Annotated in this window: 8 protein-coding genes; all 8 read left to right on the forward strand. The window is 71.4% G+C overall.

Going from position 1 to position 22100, the window contains the following annotated elements:
• Positions 1-113 precede the first annotated feature (113 nt).
• The 8 genes from RCR19_RS06115 to RCR19_RS06150 all read left to right on the forward strand — a co-directional run bounded on the left by RCR19_RS06115 (position 114) and on the right by RCR19_RS06150 (position 22089).
• Positions 114-455 (forward strand): hypothetical protein, encoded by a 342-nt coding sequence (locus RCR19_RS06115; protein ID WP_059128586.1) that lies wholly within the window; start codon positions 114-116, stop codon positions 453-455.
• A 49-nt stretch (positions 456-504) separates the two neighbouring features.
• Complete coding sequence (locus tag RCR19_RS06120; RefSeq protein WP_059128587.1) at positions 505-828, forward strand: WXG100 family type VII secretion target; 324 nt, start codon at positions 505-507, stop codon at positions 826-828.
• Positions 829-925: 97 nt separating this feature from the next.
• Positions 926-1378: a type VII secretion system-associated protein gene (locus RCR19_RS06125; RefSeq protein WP_331264164.1), complete on the forward strand. Its 453-nt coding sequence runs from the start codon at positions 926-928 to the stop codon at positions 1376-1378.
• 63 nt (positions 1379-1441) lie between these two features.
• Positions 1442-4042 (forward strand): AAWKG family protein, encoded by a 2601-nt coding sequence (locus tag RCR19_RS06130; RefSeq protein ID WP_331264165.1) that lies wholly within the window; start codon positions 1442-1444, stop codon positions 4040-4042.
• The gene (locus RCR19_RS06135; protein ID WP_331264166.1) at positions 4039-4551 is read left to right on the forward strand and encodes a YbaB/EbfC family nucleoid-associated protein; all 513 of its coding nucleotides are present in this window, start codon (positions 4039-4041) and stop codon (positions 4549-4551) included. Before RCR19_RS06130 ends, RCR19_RS06135 begins: the two co-directional genes overlap by 4 nt.
• A complete protein-coding gene (locus tag RCR19_RS06140; protein ID WP_059128591.1) occupies positions 4544-4897 on the forward strand; it encodes a hypothetical protein in 354 nt (117 codons plus the stop codon). Before RCR19_RS06135 ends, RCR19_RS06140 begins: the two co-directional genes overlap by 8 nt.
• Positions 4898-4903: 6 nt before the next feature.
• Entirely contained in the window at positions 4904-21211 is a 16308-nt protein-coding gene (locus RCR19_RS06145) for a hypothetical protein (protein WP_331264167.1), read from the forward strand.
• Between the two features lie 173 nt (positions 21212-21384).
• Positions 21385-22089 carry a type VII secretion system-associated protein gene (locus RCR19_RS06150; protein ID WP_331264168.1) on the forward strand — a complete coding sequence of 235 codons (705 nt, stop codon included), beginning with the start codon at positions 21385-21387 and terminating at the stop codon, positions 22087-22089.
• The last annotated feature ends 11 nt before the right edge of the window (positions 22090-22100 follow it).

A 22100-nucleotide genomic window follows, 5' to 3' on the forward strand; every position in this document is an offset into this window, starting at 1 on the left:
AAGTTGAACAACGACATGCGCAAGGAACACATTTTCGCGGCGCGTTGCTCCACTACCTGAAGCAACTCTAATCTCACCAGAAGCAGATCATTCGTTCGACGGAAAGGCGAACCATGGCAGGCGATGGCCAGCAGTCAAGCGAACAGGCCACCCGGAACGGCATCCAGGCTCTGGAGTCGGCCTTCTCCGGAATCATGAAGTCGCGGCAGGACGTGGACGGCACCCGCGCCACCCTGTCCAGCGGTTACCAGGGCAGCGACGGCGGCCAGTACGGACAGCTCCTGCAGCAGTGGGACGAACAGGTCAACGTCATCCTGCGGAACCTGGAAGACATGGTCGACAAGCTCAACACGAGCCTGGTGGAGCACGGCAAGACGCAGGGCTCCTCCAACGACGCGATCAACCAGGCGTACAACTCCTCCGACGCGGTCTTCCACCAGCTGACCGGGTCCTGACCCGGCCCCGAACCACGTCCCTGCACCGACGACCGAGACGAGACCCCCCATGTCCGACAACCTGACCGACGGCTACATCTACGTCGACTACCGCCACATGGAGAACGCGGCCGACGACATGGTCCAGCAGACCAGGGCCATCGCGACCACGCTGTCCTCGCTCGAGGCGGAACTGAGCGAGCTGAAGAAGACCTGGTACGGCTCGGACGCCGAGGTCTACACGCAGAAGCAGGCGGCCTGGGACCAGGCGGTCAAGAACATGGAGCAGCTGCTGAACTCGCACGCGAGCCTCCTGACGGACATCTCCGGCAACTACAAGTACAGCGAGAACTCGCTGTCGCAGATGTGGTCCGAGGTCCAGATCGGCCGCTGAGCCACCCCACGTTCCGACACCCCGCCGTTCGCCGTCCGGCCGCAGCGTCGCGACGGCGGACCCGGCACATCAGCAGCACGCAGAGCAGGAGGATGCCATGGCGGACCTGACACATCTGGATTCCCGGGGACTCCAGGCGTTCCTCGACGGGGACGTGGCCGATTTCATCACCGCGCTGGAGCAGATCCGCAAGGACGATCCCGCGGGCGCACAGGCGCTCAAGAGCCTCCTGGACGGTCGCAACACGCCCGACACCCTCCAGGAGAACCCCTTCCTGGCCATCGGGCTCATGGCCGGCACCGACGACGTGCACGGCGCCAGCCTGATCTCCAAGGTGAAGGACGAGGCCCAGTCCGTCGACGACATCTTCGCGGCGCAGCGGACCCTCTTCAAGGACATCGACTCCGACGTACGGGAAACCATCAGGACGCTGCTGAAGACCCAGGGCAGCAGCCTGACGTCGATCGACGGGGAGAAACTGCTCGACATCTTCTCCGACGTCGACAGCGACCTGAGCGACACGGGTGGTTCGCAGAGCAACACAAACTAGCCACCCGGCCTCTGCCGGGCGGCGCCCGCCCACCGTCCCCCCACCTCCGCGGAGCCTCGAGCGATGCCAGCCACCAACGACGCCGACGACTACTGGGGCAAGGCCGTCACCCTCTACACCGGCTTCCCCATGCCCAGCCGGAAGACGCTGTTCGACAAGCTCAAGAGCAAGGAGGGCATCCCGCTCTTCCGCATGGACATCCAGTCCATGGGCGTCAGGGCGGTGACCGCCGAGGACTACTCGGCCATCAGCGGCTGGATGAAGCACGACGGCGAGGACTACGACCTCGTCTTCTACACCGCGGGCGGGGACGGGGCCCACAGCGGCGTCGAGATGCACCGGGCGAGGATCGTCCTGATCGGCGTGCCGGTCGACTCCAACAGCAGGGCGCGGCTGCTTGACGCAGGTGAGATGACCTCGGGCGGCGCGTTCACCGGCCACTACGGCGACCAGTGGGACTCGGGGCCCATGTCGCAGTACGTCAGTGGCGCCAAGGCCGCGCTCGACAAGCTGCTCGCGGACCACACGACCCGCGGGTTCGCGTACTCCGGGCTGCCGGTGGCGGACGCCGAGGCGGTGGATCTGAACTCGTTCGAGCGGACCGCTCTCGCCTTCGACCGTGCGGCCAAGTTCTTCATCGACCACGCGAAGATACTCGAGCAGTGGGAGACCTCGCTCGGCAGCGAGCAGGCGTCGTGGAAGGGCCAGGCGGCGGGCGTCTTCTGGCACCTGGTCCATCAGCTGCGCAAGAACTACGACAGTTATGTGGAACAGCTCGGCGGTGCCGACTACCACTCCGCCCACACCACGGTGAACGGCGTCTCCCCCAAGTCGAAGTTCGGCGACACCCTGGCGATGGCCCAGCAGCAGCTGGTCACGGAGATCACCAACCTGCAGAACGCCTGGACCACATGGGCGAACTCCCGGGAGCACGATCCGCACCGGTCGGTGCTGGAACTCCTGGACGACCTGTCCTCGTGGGTGCTGACCAACAACGTGCCCTACATCGACGAGACCACCTCCTACGGCGGCGAGACGACGGTCACCAGCTACTCGACGCGGGCGGGGTTCCTGGAGAACCACCCGGTCTACGGCAACCTCAACGACATCCAGTCCTGGAAGAAGCTCGGCGAGGCCGCGGTCACGCGCTGGAACAACTATGTCAACCAGCAGTTGGTGCCGGTCGCCACTCAGTCCCTGTCGACGCTCAACGGCAACTGGATCGACGCGGGGACCGAGTTCGAGGACCCGCTGAAGACCAAGGACACCACGTCCCTGTCGGAGTCCTACCAGCAGGAGCAGAACCAGCTCAACCAGGACCAGCTCAACCAGAATCAGCAGAACCTCAACGACATCCTGAACAACAACCAGCAGAACCTCAACGAGGGTCTCAACAACCTCGGAGACAACCTCAACAACCTCGGCAACAACCTCAACAACGGGCTCGGGAACATAGGCGACGGGCTGAACAACGGCCTGGGCAACTTCACCAACGGGCTCAACAACAGCCTGGGTGACCTCGGGAACAACCTCCACAGTCTGAGCTCCAACCTCAACGGGCCGCCCGGCTCGGGGCTGCCCCTCAACGGCGATCCCGGGGGCCCGAACCCCCTGCTGAACAACCCGCTCAACCACCTCGGCCTCAACGACGGTGGGAACCCCCTCACCAACCCGGGCGGCGCCACCACGCGACTCAATGCCGACGGCACGCTGACCACGGACTATCCGGACGGCAGCAGCACCACGTTCAACCCGGCGACCGGCACGATGACCACCACGTCTCCCGGCGGCAAGGTCACCACCTCCCGGCTCAACGCCGGCGACAGTTTCACCAACCCGGACGGCTCGACGACGACGCTGAACGCCGACGGCACGCTCACCACGAAGTTCCCGGACGGGACGAGCACCACGGTCGACCCGGCCACCGGCGCGGCGACCACCACCCATCCCGACGGCTCGGTGACCACGACCGACCTCAACGCGGGCCTCGGCTCGGGCGCCGACGACCTCTCCCATCTCACGGACTTGCACTCCACGGGCGGCCTCAACGGGCTCGACGGTCTCAACGCTCCGTCGTCCCTGCACTCCGGCGGCCTGAACCCGGGATCCCTCGACTCCGCGTCCCTGCACTCCGGGTCCCTCGACTCGGGGTCCTTGAACTCGGGGTCCCTGAACTCGGGCCTCGACGGTCTCCACGGTGACGACCTGGCCTTCGAGGACTACGACAGCACCCCCTTCACCGGCGGCGCCCTCGGCGCACCGGGCGGATCGGCCCTCAACGCGGGCGGCGCCGCCGCCCCGCCCACCGGCGGCACCCCGCTCAACCCGGGTGGTCTCGGCGGGATGGGCGGCGCCGGCAACCAGTCGAACAACGAGCGTGTCCGCAAGGTGCTGGACGAGACCGGTGGCGCCTCGCTGCGCCGCCCGACCCTCTCCCGGGCGGCGTCGGGCGGGGAAGAGGAGGAGCGGGAGATGGTCCTGACCCGCGGCTCGACCCCGACCACCAGTTCGCCGTACTACCCGATGGGCGGCGGCGGTTCCCCGGCGGGTCAGGGGGCCCAGTCCACCGAGAGCGGTGACCGCGAGCGGTCCAGCTGGGTGCCCGAGGACGAGGACGTCTGGGGCACCGACGAGGGCGGCGCCCCGGCGGTGATCGGCCGATGACGGGGACGCGGGACGCGGGGGGCGCCGGCCGCAGGGAGCCGGCCGAGCCCCTGTCGGTGCAGCAGCGCCTGGCCGAGGCGATGGCCGAGTTGGAGACCGTGCAGGCCGGCGTGGCGCGCGCGGAGGAGGAACTGCGGAATGCGACGGTCACCGTGCGGTCCCGGGACCGTGCGGTGGAGGTCACCGTCGGCCCGCAGGGCGAGCTGACCGGACTGAGGTTCCTGGACGGCAAGTACCGCACCATGGCCGCGGCCGAACTCGCCGCCAGCGTGCTGGAGTCCGCCGGGCAGGCCCGTACGCAGATGTCCCGCCGTGTGATGGAGACGTTCAAGCCCTTCACCCAACCCAGCACCACGGTGCCGGAGCTCACGGGGGTCGACGTCGACTGGGCGCGGATCTTCGGGCCCGGGGTGCTGGAGGAGCCGGAGACCGCCACGGGCCGCGGCGGCGACCGCCGGCTGCGGGACGAGATCGACGAGGACGCGGAGGACGAGGCGAACCATGGCTGACGAGAACTCCTACTTCGCCGACCCTGCCCGCATCCAGGGCGGGGTACGGCAGATCGACCAGATCAGCTCCATCGCCCGGGAGATGATGAGGGACTTCGTGAACGAGGTGAACCTGACCCGGGACTGGCCGGGCACCAGTGACAGCTTCGCCAAGGAGGTCGTCCCGCAGGAGCACAAGGAGCGCGAGAGCACGAGCGACACCGGGCAGGCACTGGCCGATGCCGTCGTCTCCGTCGCCGACGGCACGACGGCCAACCTGAAGAACATCCTCACCACCCAGGGCGGGAACCTCGACGCCATCCACGAGTCGTCCGGCCGGGGGAACACCACGGGTGGAAGGCACTGAGCCTCCATGGCGATCGAGGCTTCGCCCCAGCTCAACAACCTGCTGTTCGTCCTGATCGGCGAACGCCTGCTCCAGGCGAACGAGGACCAGGCCTACGCCAGCCATCTGCCGTACAAGCGGCTCGGCAAGCGTGTCCTGGAACTGTCCGACATCATCAAGCAGTCCGTCGTCGGCACGGGCAGGGCGCTGCCGCCCCGGGTCGGGAACGACTACGTGCGGGCGATGAACCTGTTCGTCAACGACGGCGGAACGAACTACCTCAAGGAGTTCGCCGACCAACTGGACGAGATCGCGCAGGGGCGCGTCCAGACGTCGATGAACATCACCGAGTCGAAGTGGCAGATCATCGCCGAGCTGATCCGGCTGCTCATCGAACTCGCCATCATCCTGGTGATGTCCATCTTCAGCGGCGGCTCCTCCGCCGGTGACGCGGCCGTCGCCAGGGCCCGCAGCCGCGTGGTGATCCTCACTGTCATGGACACGCTGCTCAAGCGGACGCATCTGATGCCCACCCTGAGCGAGGCGTTCGAAGAGGCGTTCATGACCTTCGCGGTCCGGCTCGCCATGATGGTCGCAGGACCGGAGGGGCGCCGTCCCAAGGGCTTCGACTGGGCCCAGATCGCGCAGGACGGCGCCTTCGGCGCCTTCGCCTCGATCTTCCACGGCGCGTTCTCGAACGTCGGGAATGTCATCAGCAAGTTCTTCAAGAACAACCCCTTCGGGAAGGGCTTCGACAAGGACTTCGCCAACGACGTGGTCTCGAAGGTCGGCAAGAACGACGTCCGTGACCTCGGCGGCAAGAACTCCCACTTCTCGCCGGACAAGGTGGCGCGGGACCTCGGCCGGGACGGTCGCGACTTCGTCGTGGAGGGGGGTTCGGAGGCCGCCGCCGAGTTCCTCGGCAGCGGCCTGTTCACGGGGAACTGGTCGACCAGTTGGGACACCTTCCTCGGCGCGGGCATCAGCGGCAAGGTCGAGAACACGCTCAGCGCGGGAGCCGCGGGCTCCGGGAACTGGATCAGGAACACCTTCGGCCCGAACACGCCCACGTCGAACGACGCGTCGGACGGCGGAGCCGACGGTACCCGTGGTGGTTCCGAAGACCATGCAGGAGGGACCCCGGGCACGTCCGGGAACGGCCCCGGGTCCTCGGTGCCCCTGTCCACGGGTGGTGCCCCGCTCCCGGGATCCGGCTCCGGCACCCGTACGAGCTCGCTTTCCGGGACCCGCTCCGGCTCCGCCGAGGACTCCGCTTTCACACCGCCGCCCGTGCACACCGGCACGGTCGGCACGGGGAACACTCCCGGCTCGGGCGGTCGTACCAGCCAGGTGGACCGCGGCGACACACACGGGGACGAGCGGACCGACGAGCACCAGCAGGCCAGTTCCGACCAGGGCGACGGCACCGAAGGGACCCATCACGGCGGCGACGAGAGCCCCACCACCGGCGTCCTCACCGAGAGCGGCGACACCACCGCCCCGCACAGCCCCACGACGCACGTCGACCGGCCGGCCGTCGACCACGCACCCGGCAGCACGGGCTCGGCGTCCCCGCACCCCTCGTCCGCTTCGCACGGACCGCGTACGACGTCCTCCGACGGGGCCTCCACCCCCCCGGACACCACCGAGGCAGCGGACGACCGGGGGGACACGACGGTCACCCCGGCGCCCGCGGTCGACCCGGCGCCCCCGGTCACTCCGGCGTCCACCGTGGGCCCGCCCCCGTCCTTGACGGCTCCGCCCGCGCCGACCGTGCACCCGTCGGCAGCACCGGCCGCCGGCAACACCACCCCCGCCGAACACGACGCCTGGCGGCGGCTGATCACCACGCCCGACACTTCGCACGCGTCCCAACAGCAGCTGCTCGACGAGATCGCGGCCCACCGCGGCGGAGAGATGCCCTCGCCGGCGGAACTGGACCTGCGCAGGGCCGTGCACGAGCAGCTGGCCTCGCTGCCCGGGGTGACGGTGGTGGTGGACGACGCCGCGAACTTCGGCCACCAGGCTGCGGCCACCATGCTGATGGACTCGCTGCACGAGCTGGGCTACGACGGGCGCATCACGGTCGTAGCCCCGGAAAGCGTCCAGGACCGGCTCCAGTTGCTGGTGCCGGACGCCATGAACCAGCGGATCGACTGGCGGACGGGCACGTTCGGGTCGGGCACGTCGGGGTCCGGAGTCCAGGCCGCGAACCTCAAGGACTCCCTGGTCCTGGTGGCCGCGAGCGACCGTCTCGACCCGGACCCGAAAACCGCCAAGGAGTTCCTCGACTTCGTCGGCGCGGACCGCGCGATCGTCCTCAAACCGTACGCCTGGGGCCAGTCGCACCGGCTGCTCTACAGCCGCCCGGGTGCGGGGGGACAGGTCACGGTCCATGACCTGGAGGACGACGGAACCGGCACCCCGCCGATCCCCGGCGGCGCCCTGTACCGCTTCCATGTGCCGAAGCCGACCGGGCCCGAGCTGGACAGCCTGATCACCGACCAGGTCGGCGGCGCGCGCGGTGAGGGTCTGCGGGCCGTGGTGGACGCGGTCCTGAAGAGCCGGGCCGATCTGATGCCCGTCTACGGCCTGCACAACGTGGCCGCCTCCGGCCGTGCCTCCGCCGTGAACACGCTGGCGTCCGGAGCGCATGCGGCCGGCCTCGGCAGGCCTACGGTGGTGATCACCTTCGGCGACGCCACCGTGCCGTTCGCTCCGCGCCACACCGCCGACTGGCTGGATCACGCCGACCTCGACACCGAAGACCTGGCGGACCGTATCGCCGCCCTCGGTCCGGGCCAGGTCCTGATCGTCAACGGCGGCAAGCTGCCGCAGGACGTGTTCCGGCAGGTGTACCGGCTCGGCACCCTGCCCGCCGTCCTGGAGGGTGCCAACACCAGCAACCTGGCACAGCTTCTCGGGCGCCCGTTCTTCTCCGTGCTGACCCATCACACGCCGTACGACCGTCACGATCCCGAGGCCGCCGACCGGCTCCAGGACGTCACCGAGGCGATCGTGCGCAAGAGCGAGTGGGGTGCCCGCTTGGAGAGCGCCCCGGGCTGGGACGACCTCGAGAGGACTCATACCGCACGCTCGGTGCTGGGCGCGCTCCCCTCCCAGGACGGGGGACGGCTGCTGACCCAGGACGAGATGCTGCGGCTGACCGACGCCCTGCCGAAGGAGCGGATCACCGGCATCCTCGGGAACGGCGACACCGTCCAGCGGATGGTGGACTTCGACTCGCACGATCTCGCGAAGGTCAAACGGCAGATGCGGGATCCGGCCGAACTCGTCCTCACCACGGACCAGCACAAGCAACTGCGGGACGTGGTGGACGAGTTGCACGCCGGTCACGAGAGGACCGTGCGGGACGCCACCCGCACGCTCTCGGTGGGTCCGACGCCGGAGCAGACGCGGGCCGTGGCGGACGCGATCAGGGACTCCGTGACCGAAGGCGCCCCGCTCCACACCTACTTCCGGAATCTGGCGGCGCAGGCCCGGGACCCGCGCAACGATCAGGTGCTCCAGGCGCTGAGGATCGCCTTCTCCGGGGCGCAGACCGACGCCGCCTCCGGCCGGCCGGACCCCTTGCCGACGGTCTCCGCCCACGCTCCGGCACCTGCCCCGGAGCAGCAGAGCGCGCCGCCGAGCCCGGTCCGTACGGAGTCGGTCATCCCGCCCGCCCCGGCCAACGTCACCGTCGGCACCGGTCCGACGCGGACACAGGGGCCGTCCCCCGTGTCCACCGTGTCGGCGGCCTCGGACGGCCCCGGAGATTCCCGCCTTCCCGACGATTCCGAGGATTCCGACGAGGACTTCGGCGACTTCACCGATCTGCTCGGCTCCTCCGACGACTCCGACGAGGACTTCGGCGACTTCACCGATCTGCTGGGCTCCTCCGAGCCCACCACGGGAGGCCGCACCGATCCGCCCGACTCCTCCGAGCCCACCACGGGCGTCCTCGTCGAGAGCGGCGGCGGCAGCACCGCGCATCAGGACACGTCCGACCACTCGGCTCCCTCCCTCGCCTCCCGGCCTGCCGCGACCGGCGGGGACCTCACCGCCGAGCAGTCGCTGACGGCGGCCCCGGCGGACTTCCTGGGGGCGAACGTCCTGTCCATGGACCTCGACGAGGGTCTGGCGCTGCACGCCCCTGCGCTCGACCCGAACGCCCGTCGTGCGTTCGTCAGGGCCCTGGCCGACCCGGCCCTGGACCAGCACCGGTTCGTACTGGTCGAGGACAAGCGCACGGACCCCGGCGGGCGGCCCGTGTATGTGCTGGCACCGGCGGTCGAGTGGTACGCGCACCACTACGCGGACGTCAGGCCCTTCGGTCTGCCCGCGGACGCGCTGCCTCCGCTCCGTGCGGAACACGGCTATGTGGAGGCCGCCTTCGCTCCCTATCTCACGGGAGGCACATCCGACCCCGAGCGCAGCGTCGGGCACACCTCTGTACCCCGCGATCCACGCGACGGCTCCGGTCCCGGGCTGGTGGTGACGCCGGCCATGAACGGCTGTGCGTTCGCGGTGTCGGGCCATGCGGCACCCGACCGCTTCACCGTATGGCACTACCAGTCGCCGGAGTCGAACTTCCACCACACCGTCGGCTTCCGGCGCGACATACGGCCGACCGACTGGTTCGGCCACGACGAGTACTACGGCGGCGACCACGCGGAGGGCGGCGACCGGCTCTTCGAGGTCGCGAACATGCTGTGGCACGGTCCGAACGGCTGGGAGGTCCTCAGCCAGGAGAACCACACCAGTGCCACGGCGAAGGACTCCATCTCCTTCGGGCAGTTCCGCAGACGTCCGCTGGTCCTCGGCCCCGGCCGGGAGCTCGAGCACACCGTGCGGTTCTACCAGGCGATGGTGCGCAGCGAACGCGAGCAGCACAACTGGCCACTGCAGCAGCTGCGCAGGAAGATCCTCGACGTGGGCCCGGTGGGCGGCGACCCGCAGCTGCTGGCCAACCTGTTCGACGCCGTGGACGCGCATGTCGACCGCGAGGTGGCGGCGCTCGGGCGTGTCAGGGACTTCGAGTCCCTGCGTGACCTCGCGGACCAGTTCAAGGCACAGCGCGCCTCGCTGCGCGATCAGCTCGAGAGCCTGATCGGCCAGGCGAGCGTCATCGGCGGGAATGCCTCCAGGGAGCAGCGCGAGGCCGCCGTCAAGGTGCGTGATCTCGCTCAGCAGTTGGTGAACGAGTTCATCCACAACCCGGCGAAGAACTGGACGGAGCTGCTGCGGGACGAGGGCGCGGCACCGCACCCCCGGACGGTCGCCGGGCTTCATCTGGCCAAGGCCCGGGCGGAGCGGGACGACCCGGGTTCGCTCCTGAACGTACGCCGTGACGACCTCGCGCGCACAAGGCCCTCCGGTACGGAGGCGACGGCGATGCAACAGGTCGTCAGCCGCGTCCAGAGCCATATATCCGACGAGATCAGGCAACTGGAGCAGGTCACCGACCTCGCGGCCCTGGAGCGACTCGCGACGGGCCTCGTCGAGGGGCGGCGAAACCTCCACCGGGAGCTCGTGGGGAACTACGCCGGCATGATGGCCGCGGCCGCCCAGCAGCACATGTCGACGGCCGCGAGGCAGGCCATGGCGGAGCGGCAGAGGCTGACGTCGCAGATGCTGGAAGTCTTCGTCAACAAGCCGTTCGACGACTGGATCAGCGGCCTTGACCGTGCCACGTCGGCCCTGGCGGGCCAGGGCCCGGCGGCCTCCACGGGAACGGCGGGGAGCAGCGCGCACCCCACGTCCGGCGTGCTCACCGAGGGCAGGGGCACCGGCGGCCGTTCCGTTCCGCCCGCCCGTCTGGTGACCCGTCCCGTCACCCCCGCGCACTCCCCGGCCCCCGTCCCCGCCGTCCGTACGTCCTCCGTCCGCACCCTCGACGACCGCACCGTGGCCGACTCCTCGCTGCGCCGGATCACGCTCACGGGGAGCGACGGACGGCGGGTGGGCCAGGCCTCCTACACACCGGGGGACTGGGCCCGGCGCGAACAGCGCATGCCCACCGTGTTCGCGGGCGGCACCTACTCCGACCATCGCAGCGACCGTGCCGTCCTCGTGGGTTCGCCGCACGCCCTGCCGTGGCGGGAGGGCGGGGCCACCTTCTTCGCCGGACACGGCACGCCGACCCGGGTCACCCTCGCCCTTGCGGACGGGACCACCGTGCAGGTCACGGGCCGGGAACTGGCCCGGTATCTGGAACGCGGGGACCTCGGACCCAAGGACCGGCCGATCGTGCTGTACTCGTGCTCCACCGGCCGGCCGCCGGAGCACGGCGGGCTGTCCGTCGCCCAGCACGTGGCCAATCTGACCGGCCGCGTGGTCCACGCCCCCACCACCGAGGCCGGTACGGCCGTGGACAGCAAGGGGCAGATACGGCCGATCCTCTATCTGGACCCGGACGGCGCGCCGGGCGCCTGGACGGCCTTCACCCCCGAGCCGTCGGGTGACGCCCTGGACGACCTGGCGCGGCACGCGGGACTGCACGACGGCCCGGAGGCCGCGGACCCCTGGGCCCGCAACCGCACCCTCCAGCTGATCCGGACGCTGCGCGGCACCCTCGGCACCGGCATCGAGGGCTCCGCCGAGCACCGTGCGCTGCTGCGCGACCTCGCGGCGCTGGACACGCTTCGCTGGAACCCGGGCGCGGACGGCGCCGCCGCCGGACACACCGACGGCAGGATGACACCCGGCCTGCTGCGCCGGATCACCCGCGACCTGCTCGGTCTGCCCGACACCGCGGCACCGGACGCGGAGCAGTACAGGATCGTGCTGACCGAGGCGGGCAGGGCCCACGACACCGACCCCGCCGCGCCACTGCACCGGCTGTCCCTGTCCTCCGTCCCCGGCGCCTCCCCGTCCCCGCCAGGTCCACCGGGCGAGAGCACACCGGCCACGGACGCCCTGCCCGACGGTGGCGCGAAGGGATCACCCGAGGCGACCGCGGTCCGCACGGTGGCCCGGCAGCTCCCCGCGGCCGGCGGCCGGCCCCGGCTCGACGTGCTGAACGTGGCGGGCGACGGCGACTGCTTCTTCACCTCGGTGCTGGCGAGTGCCGCCCGGCAGCAACCGGCCTCCGAGGTACGGAACATGACCGTGCGCCGGCTGCGCGACCATGCGGCGGACTGGTTCGCCGACTCCGAACTGCGGGACGAGGAGCCCATGCGGATGGATCCGCTGGACGTCCTCGTGGGCGACCTGGACACCGTCACGCTGCGGCACGTACTGGGCGGAGTACCGCTGCCCGCCCTCACCCCTGAACAGCAGGCCTGGGTGGACGGCGCGCCCCGGCAGGACCGGCACCGGCTCGCCGACCAGCACCACGCCGACCTTCTGCGCACACGGCTCCTGGCCGGTCTGCGCGCCGGCGACGAGACGCCGCAGGACCATTGGCGGCGCCTGCTGCAGACCGCTTATCCGCGCTGGGCGCGGACGGCCCCGGACCTCGCCGAGATCACCGGCACCACGACCGCCGGCCTGGTGGAGCGGGCGATCCGTGACGTACGGCTGTGGGCGACGCCGTTCTTCGACCGCGCGCTGCCCGCGGTCGCGCGGAGCATCGGGCTCGACGTGGTCGTGGTCCAGGACGGACGCCAGGACCACCACCTGGCCGAGGGCGCCACCGGACCGGTGTACGTCCACTACAACGGCCGGGACCACTACTCGGCCGTCGCGCCCGCCGCGGCTCCCGGCGGGCCGTCCTCGTCACCGCCGAAGAAGAAGGTGCACTTCGCGACCGGCACCAAGGACGGCACGGCGGGGCAGCCCCCTACGTCCTCACCGGCGCAGAACCGGCCCGGGGCGAAGCCGGACGGAACCGGACCGCAGCGGCCCGAGCCGGGCGAGAGCAAGCCGGACAAGCCCAAGCCCGCCTTCTTCCGTATCGACACCGAGCTCGACACCCACCGTCCGCCCCGGCTCGACCGCTCGCTGCTGCCGCCGCCCCGGGACGGCCGCCCGGTGGTCTTCGGCGACGGCAGCCGGCTCCCTGCCCATCTGACGGGCGACGGCGAGGACGGCACGGCCGCGGGCAGTTACGGACAGGCCCGGGTCACCCTGCGCGGCACCGACCAGGTCGCACGCGAGATCGGCGCGCGGACCGGACTCGACGAGTCGGCCGATCCCGGCGCGGGCGAGGCCCTGGCCGATCTGGAGCGGGCACTGCGGGAGACCCCCTGGGCCTTCCACGGCGACGGCTACGAGTCCCCGCCGTTCCGGGACGCCCGGGGCCGGGTGCGGGTGCTGCGGGTCACCACCCGGCCGCACGGCAACTGGGAACGGTTCACGGACGGTCACGGCGCTCCGTTCAAGTTCGACGGGGTCCAGCGCAGTCAGGTCACCACCGGCGCGGGCAAGAACCTGAGCACTTCGGTGCGGATCGCCCCGAGTTTCGCCATCGGACCGCCCACGGGCGGGGCGCTCGCCGCCTACGGCCGCGTCGGTGGCGCCCTGGGTTACCACCGCTCGTACGACTACGGCATGCAGGAGCAGACCCTCAGCCAGGTCGAGACGCGGACGGGCGACGGGTCCCATCTGCACCTGGACGACGTCCAGTACGAGGTGCAGGTGGTCGGCCCGCGCTCCGGCGTCGCGCGCAGCGGGCTGCCGCGGGCGTTCTTCACCGGCGAGAGCCACTTCACCTTCGGCGTGCGCAACGGACTGTCCGTCCGGCTGTCGGACGGGGAGACCTCACCGTCCCGGGCGGGGCGCGTGCCCCGCACCATGACACTCGGACCGTGGTCCGACTACCGCCTGGTGCACACCGAGGGCTACGGACCGGTCAAGAAGATGCGCGACTGGGCGCTGAGGCGGGCGGGTGCCGAACCGGGCACCGCCGCCTACGACGAGATCGCGGGGTTCTTCACGACGGAGAACTTCCACCGGATGGCCGACCGCCTCGCCCGGGACAAGGTGACCACACGCCAGTTGGTCGGCGACGACCCGCAACGCTCCCCCGTGGGCGCCTTCGTGGTCGAGCGGGTGGTGCCCGGCGAGGCGCGGCTGCTCACCGAGTCAGCCGCCGCGGAGATGCGCAACACCATCCAGCGGGCGGTCAGGAACGAACGCTCGCTGGGCAAGTCGTACAGCCAGGAGATCAACGCGGCCGTCGGTCCGAGCGCCACCTTCGCCGACTTCTTCGGCATGCGTGCCGGGTTGCGGGCCATGGCAGGGCTCGCCGGACGGTACGCGCGCACCACGACGCACACCGGAGTCTTCGGCGGCACCGGCAGCCGCAAGATCGTCGGTCAGGCCAAGAAGGTCCCCACCGACCTGTATCTGGTCCGCAAGACGGTCTATGTCCGCATGACCGGGGACCCGGAGCCCACGCCGTTCACCACCTGGAGCCTCGACCGGATGACGCGCACCGAGGCGCGCCGTCATGCGGGCTGGGACGACGGCACCACCCTGCGCAAGCGCCACCACAACGCGCCGCACGCCCCGGTCTATCTGACCAAGGAGGACCCGGCGGTCCTCGGGATGAGCCGCCCCGAGGCGTTCACCCACGACGACGGTGCCCTGACCCGCAGGGACGGGGCCGAGGGACCCGAGCGCACCCTGCTGGACTCCTTCACCGATCAGGTCGTCCGGGCGGCGGCCCGCGCGTACCCCGGAATGGTCGCGCCGCTGGAGGAGTTCGGCGATCCGTCCGATCCCCGCTGGCGTGACGCCGAGCACTACCGGATGGCGCTCCAGAACACCCTGAACGTCATCAACACGCTGTCCCACCACAGCATGGCGGGCCATCTCGAGACGCTCGTCACCACCGGCCTGCGGATCGGGCTGGTCGTACCCGGCCGCTTCACCCGGTCCTACCGCTGGATCTGGATCGACGGCCGGCTGACGGACCGGCGCTACGAGGGAACCCAGAACGACCTCATCGTGCGCGGCAGTGCCCCGGGCACCGAGCGCCTGGACGGACAGCAGAACGTCGTGCGCGGTTACGAGGCCGGGGTGGACGTCTCCGTGTCGATGCGGGACTCCGCCAAGGACGTCATCGGCCTGCCCCCCAACACCGGCACGCTCCAGGCGGGTCCGCGCTGGGGCCGGCAGACGGGCCGCAGGACCGGCTACGGCGCCACCGTCTCGTACGAATCGCTGAGCATCGGCGCCTCGCCGTCCCATCTGCACAGCTATCGGCTGGAGTTGTCCGCGGTCAGCGGCGGCTACTGGCGCTTCCGCAACCTGTGGCGCGGCGTCGCCTCCCTCGGCGTCCTCGGCACACACCATTTCGTACGGCGTGAGCAGGAGAGCCCACTCGTCGGCGGCACCGCGGGCAACGCGGTGACCGGCCGGGTGCTCCTCGCCGTGCCCGCCGAGCACACCCCCGCCACCGATCCGCACGCGGGAGCCGAAACCCCGGCGCCGGTCGAGGTCGAGCAGATGGACCCGGCCCGGGCCAAGGCCCTCGCGACGGGAGACGTGCGGGGCGCCGGCCGGGAGCACGGCCCGAACCCGTTCGGGGACCTGCCGCACTATCCGCTCAGCGTGGGCGCCCACGGCGAACTCACCAGGGCCGCGGAGGACGTCATGCGTGACGCCTCGGGCGGTTCCTGGCACTTCGGGGAGACCGGCGCCCCCGCCCATGACGCCATGCTGCGGCCGTTCCAGGCGCAGTATCTGACGGCCGACTTCGACCAGGCCTCGGGGCCGGCCGGTTCGCGGATCACCGGTCTGTTCGGGAAGGGGCCCTACCTCAATCGGCTCGGCACACTCGTGCACCGTATGCGTGTGGTCCGTCCGCGGGTCGTCTCCAAGCCGGCCAGGATAGAGACGGAGCAGACGCTCGGCAGCGACCTCCAGGCCTCCGGCGCCGTCACCACCACCCAGAGCTTCACGGTCGTCGGCAGCGCCGCTTTCCTCCACACCCATCCCACCGGGCCCTCGATCGCCGGTTCCTACGGGCTCGTCGGCCGCCGGGGACGGCTGCGCGCGGTGACGCACAGCGTGAACCGCACCGTCACCGCCGACATCAACCCCGTCGACGAGAGCCACAAGGTCCTCGTGGCAGGCGACACCGAGCACGACGTCGCCGGCTCGGTGCGGGCCGACGGGCTGCTGTCCCCGCTGCACTCCCTGGCCACCTGGACGCGGGCCCACTGGGCGGGACGCCGGCTGACCTTCTCCGGGGACTGGCTCGGCCATCTGTCGGAGAAGGCCGCCCACCGGCTGGGTCTGCTCAGGGACCGGCTGGGAGAGGTCCCCCGGTACGCCGCGCAGGCCTGGAGCCAGCCCAAGTGGCTGCGCGACCACCCCTTCGGCTCGTACCCGGTGAACTCCCTGGACACCACCGCGGTGCTCGCCGACTTCGACGGCAAGCTGCGCGAACTGGGCGTCGACGACGCCAGCCGCGACCGCGTGCACTCCCTCGTCACCCCGCGGGCCGTACGCGCCCTGCGGGAACAGCTGACCTCCACCGGCGCCGCGGCACGCACCCGCATCGGCGGGCCCGGGTGGCGCAGCATCCGCGTCGGCGGGCGCACCGCCGCCCTCAAGGTGGAACTGGTCGCGGCGGAGCCGGAGTTCGACGGCCTCGGCCACAGTGCGGTCCTCAAGGACGGCCGGCACGCCACCGAGACCACCGAGGACGCCGTGAGCAGCAGCGGCACCAAGGCCGTGGGCATGAGCGTCGGCGAGGCGGTGCGCACCGGCGACCCCGTCGCCCGGGCCGCCGGACCGACCTACGGCGAGCTGGGGTCGAGCACCCAGCAGACCACGACCGCACGCTCCACGACCCGCTGGCGGTCCTCGATCTTCTACGCCAACGAGCCCTACGCCGAATATCTCACCCGCTACACCCTGCGGCTCACCCTGGATCTGGGCGGCGGCCGTACCGTCCATGCCGAGGGCGCGGTCGGCAGGATGCGCGAGCAGCTGCCGTTGAGCCTCAGCGTCCCGGCCGCCGCACCGGCGGACGGAGCGGCACCGGATCCCCTGGCGCCACCGGAGCCGGAGCCGGCCGCACCGCCGAAGACGGTCACCGTCTCGGCACTGGGCGGCACCACCTCGCAGGGCTTGGGGAAGGCCGTCGAGGCGTGGCGGGCGACCCCTCATCCGGACGGCACCAGCCGCCCGTTCCGGAAGCCGCCGATCGGGTTCGACGTTCGCCGGATCGTGGGCCTGACCGGTCTGCAGGCCGCCGGGGACCTCGCCATCGCCAGGGCGTACGGCGCCTCGGCCGGCCCCGGAGCCGGCAAGCGGCGCAAGCTGTCCGGCGCCGATCTGGAGCAGGCCGTCGGCAGGGCCCGCCGCACCCCGCTGACCAGGCCGGGCACCGCATCGGCGCTGGCGCTGCACGACGGCACGAGCAACGCCTCCCTGGCAGCCTTCTTCGCCGACACCACCACCGACGACGGATTCCAGGTGGCGGGGCTGACCGAGGACAGCTTCGTCGGGGGCGCCCAGGGCGAGTACCGGCTCTACTCGCGGCCGGACCTCGCCGGGGCCCGGCTGCTGGCGGTGGCCCCGGACGCCACGATGGAGAGCGCCGAACGGGACACCACCGGAAGCGACAGTTCCGTGGCCCGAAGCGGCGCGCACGATCCCGCGCTGGGCGGCGGACCGCTGCTGGCCACCGGTGTGGCGGGCACGGCGGTCCCGGCCGTCGCGGGTTCCGACGCCACGGCCGCCGAGGCCGACGCCGCCAGGCTTGGCAGCGCCGAGGGTGCGCAGATCACGCTCAAACCGAAGACCGGCCGCGCCTTCCTGTTCGCGATACCGACGAGTTGGCTCGGTGTCGCGGACGTGGAGCGCAGCTTCAAGGACAGCCGGCCCGGCGCCTGGCTCGGAGAGCACCTGGGCCCCTTCGGTTACGTCAAGCCCCGCCCCCAGGCGGTGGAGGCCGAGACCCAGGTGATCGCCTGGGTCCGCGAGGACGTCGCCCGTGAGCTGGGCCTCGTCTCGGACGAGACCTTCCCGCCCCAGGTCGCGGACGCCTGGTCCAAGGTCACCCGGGCGAGCGACACATGGGTGGGCGCGGACAAGAAGTACTGGCAGCACCGCAGGGCGATGTCGGAACTGCGCGAGCGTCTCGGCGCCGGAAGGCGTGAGCTGACCGCCGCCAAGCTCCGGCTCGCCGCGGCGCTCGAGGCGGACCGTGTCCGCGGGGAGGAGCGGGGCTCCGGGCCACGCCCCGCCGAGGCGGAGCGGCGGGAGGTACACGAGACGGCCGCCGCACTGAAGGCGATCCGACGCGAACTGCGCGCCACGCACCAGGCCATGAACACCGAGCTCGGCAAGGCGGAGTCGGCGGCCGAGGACTTCCACCGGGTCCGGGCCGCCACGGACCGGCTCACCCGCTGGCACCGGCTGCCCGCCGAGCCCCACGGTCCCGGCGAGCCGGAACGGCGGGCCGGTCTGACCGAACCGCCGGCCGTGGTGCTGGACAAGTCGCCCGCGAAGTCCGCCCCGGCACAGGAGCGTTACACCGAGACCAAGGGCACCGGTGACGCCCCGGCGACGCTGACCTCACCGACCGGTGCCACGTACACGCTGCACGATGTGCCCGCCGACGGTGACGCCTTCCACCATGCACTGGCGGAGGGACTCCACCAGGCCGACCCGGATCTGCTCGGTGACCTTGCAGCGGCGGCGGACCGGCAGCATCTCGTGACCGGACTCCGCGCCCGGCTGGCCGCAGGCCTCGACGACCCGGGCAACGCGGACCTGCTCGCCTTCGTCTCCCCGGACACCCGGGACACCTTCAGCACGGCCGAACTGGCCGCCGCCGAGGTCGCGTTCGTACCGGTGGGACCCGAACAGCAGGAGTTCGACGACACCGGCCACATGCCCCTGCACGCGGAACTGCCCGAGGCACAGCGCGGTGCACTCGCCGCGGCCCAGGTGCGCCGCGGCGGCGACAGCGCGGACGACGCCGGCTGGGACCACGGCGCCGCCGACCTGCTTCCGGCCCTGGCGGCCCGGTCCTTCGGGGTCCGGGTGACGGTGATCCGGGCAGACGGCGGCTTCCTTGACTTCACTCCACCCGGGGCCGGGAAGGACGAGAAACTCCCGCGTGTCGTCCTTCACCTGAAGGACCGTCACTATCGGTACGCGGTCCCCGACGGCGAACCGGCGCGGGAGCCCGCACTGCCCGCGGCCCTGCCCCGGGACCGGCAAAGAGCGATGGTCGACGACGGGCCGCGGCGCCCCGCCCACGCCAAGGCGCCCTGGACCACCGCGGAGACCGGCGCCTGGCAGCACGGCACCGGCCGCGACGGGGCCACACTGACGGCTCCGGACGGCACCGTCCACGACCTCATGGAACCGTCGGGGGACGGCAACGGCTTCTGGTCCGCGCTCACGGCTGCCGTCCGCCCGAAGCGCGAGAGCGACCCGGTCGCCCTGGTCGGCGGCTCCCCGCTGCCGCCGTCGGCCGTACTGGATCGTGATGCGCCCTTCACCCACGACGAGTTGGAGCGCGCCGGGGTCGCCCTCGACGCGGCGCGGACCGAGGAGTTCCGGCGCTCCGGCGGGAGGCTGCCCGACGACCTGGAACTGACACCACGTCAAGAACGTGCGCTGATCCGCACTCAGCTCCACACAGCTCGCCGCTGGGACGACGCGACCTCCCGCACCGCGGTCGAGGTGGCGGCCGTCGCCCACCGGGTCCGTATCACCGTCGTCTCCGAGGACGGCCGCGCCGAGACCCATGTCCCGCCCCAGGCGCAGCCGGACCGCACGGTGACGCTGTACCGGCGCGGTACGGAGTATCTGGCGGCCCTCCCGAGAACCACGGTGGCGCCGGTGGTCGACGGGACTCCGCGCGACGCAGACGTGCACGAGGAGCCGAGCAGCAGCCCCCTCACCGAGAACGGCGACATCACGGAGGCGGACCTCACCGACGCCTTCAGGGAACGGCTGAGCGCCCCCGCTCTCCTGGGCACCGAGGTCACCCACGAGGACGTGGCGGATCTCGGGCACGACGGCGCCGCACGGGTCGCCTTCCAGCTCGCCCACGCCATCCCGCTCCGGGAGGCCGGGCTCGGCGAACTGGACCGGGCCCGCCTGGTGTTGCGCAGACCGGAACTGGACCCCGAGTTGGCGGCGGCTCTGGGCAAGCGGCTGGAGGACACCGGCACGGAGCCGAAGCGGCTGCTCTGGCAGCCCGGATACGCCACCGGCGACCAGTTCGGCATCGCGGCCGCACTCATCGCGGACGAGAACCTCCATGTCGCGGTGATCACCGGTATCGCCGACCGGGCGCAACAGGACAAGGGCCCGGACATCCACGACTTCTACCTGACCGGCGGCATTCCCGAGGAGCGGGTACACCTGGTGCGGCTCGCCGAGGGCGAAAAGCCGGCGAAGGCGGCCGAAACCAAGGCCGCCGACGTCATCGGCCGCAGGCTCACCGGCGGTGAGAGGAAGAACCTCGTGATCCCGGTGGGCTCCGGGACGACCTGGATCGGCAGGCACTTCACCGTGGAGGTCCGGCGCAAGGTGCGCGCCGCATGGCGGCTGGACGACGAGGGCTTCCCGGCCGAGGACCGCGCCGCGGCCCGGGAGTGGCTGGCCGAGCGGCACATCGAACCGTCCCCGGAGCGGGACACCGTCATCCTGTGGTCGCGGTTCAGCGGCAAGAAGGGCGATGTCCACGTCGAGCACGACACCGGCTACTCGGGTGTCCGGCAGATCCTGACCCGGCTGCGGGAGGAGTCGCGCACGGCCGAGGGGGGTCCGCTCGTCATCATCGCCGGCGACGCCTACGCCGACCCGGCGCACGCGACGAAGTACCCCGCGATGGAGACGGAGTTCCGTGCGCACGGGCTCGACGTGCACGACCTCACCGCGTTCTGGGCCAAGGGCGAGGCGAGCGAGCGGGCCGCGTGGGGCGGACACACCCGCATCGGTCAGATGCGGCTGTACGAGTACCTGCGCCGCAGCAGTCGCTCCACCCGCCATCTCGGCTTCCGCAGCGGCAATCTGGAGGCCCTGGCCCTGGCCGGCCACACAGTCCGGTACATGGAGGAACCCGGCAGCGAAGGCGGCGAACGGATGCAGAAGTGGCACGCCGCGCAGAACTCCCTGCTCACCGAGGCGGGCGGTCTTGCCCCCGGCTATGAGCGGCTTCTCGTGCAGGCACCGCCGACCCGCTCGGGCAAGTACCTGGTCGGCCTCCGCCCGGCGTCCGGCGAGCGCAACGGCAAGCCCGATCTGAAGCGGCCGCCGTGGGTGTACGGCGCCCCGAACCGTATCGGGAAGCCCGATGACCTCCGGAACAAGTTCAAGGGCTTCGACCAGGAGGACCTCGACCGGATCGTGCGCTATCTGCTCGGCCGGGAGCCTGAGCCGCGGCAGGCCGGAGAGGGGCCCGGGTGAGGCTTCAGTGGCCCGGTTCCTGGGTGACACCACTGGCCATATGGTGTTCACCTCCACAACTTATGTATCAGGAGCACCATTTCGGAGGGGGACACCGCACGGCCGGTGCGACCGGCGACCGGCTCCGGCCCTGGTCCGGCCCCGTCCCGCCCGACCATGAAGGAGTCAACGCAGTGAGCGACAGCCCAGCGCCGCGGCCCTCGTCCCCGGACGACGCGGCATCCGGGCGAGCGGCGGACGGCCGAACACCGGAGCCACCGGTCACGGCCTCGCCGTCGCCCGAGATACCCGCTGAGGTACGGGAGGCGGCCCTGCTCGCGCCCGATCACTGGCTCGGCATGGTCGATCCCGCCTGGCGCGGCGAGGACCCCCCGCCCGGCTGGGCCTTGATCGGGGAGTGGCGCTCCGGGATGAACGGCGAGATCGAGGAGTGGCGCGCCAACGAGGACTACCGTCCCTCGCCCACGGCGCTCGGCTGGCCGGAGCCGACCGACGATGTGGACGAGGCGGTGCAGCGGGCCTCCACCGGATACGGCCCGGTCGACGAGGTCCCCCGGCTGCTGGCGGCCGCGGAGGTCTCGGTGCTGCTCGGGCCCGCAGGCGAACCGCTCGCCGCGCGCACTCCGGACGGCGACGCGGTGATCCCGGTCTTCACCTCCCCCGGACATCTGCGGGCGGCCGGTCTGCTCGCCTCCGAGACCCTGCGGGTCGCCGATCTCGTCGGCCGGTTGCCGCGCGGGCATCGGCTGTACCTCAATCCGACCGGCGCCGTCAGCATGGTGATCGAGACGGAGACGCTCCTCGCGGCGCTCGCATCGGGCGCCCCGCAAGCCGCTTCGGGGATCCCGGGGCCGACGCCGCAGCCGGCTGCGCGATGATCAGCACGCTC

The sequence above is a fragment of the Streptomyces sp. WAC07094 genome, assembly GCF_036320405.1.
GTDB lineage: Bacteria > Actinomycetota > Actinomycetes > Streptomycetales > Streptomycetaceae > Streptomyces > Streptomyces lannensis.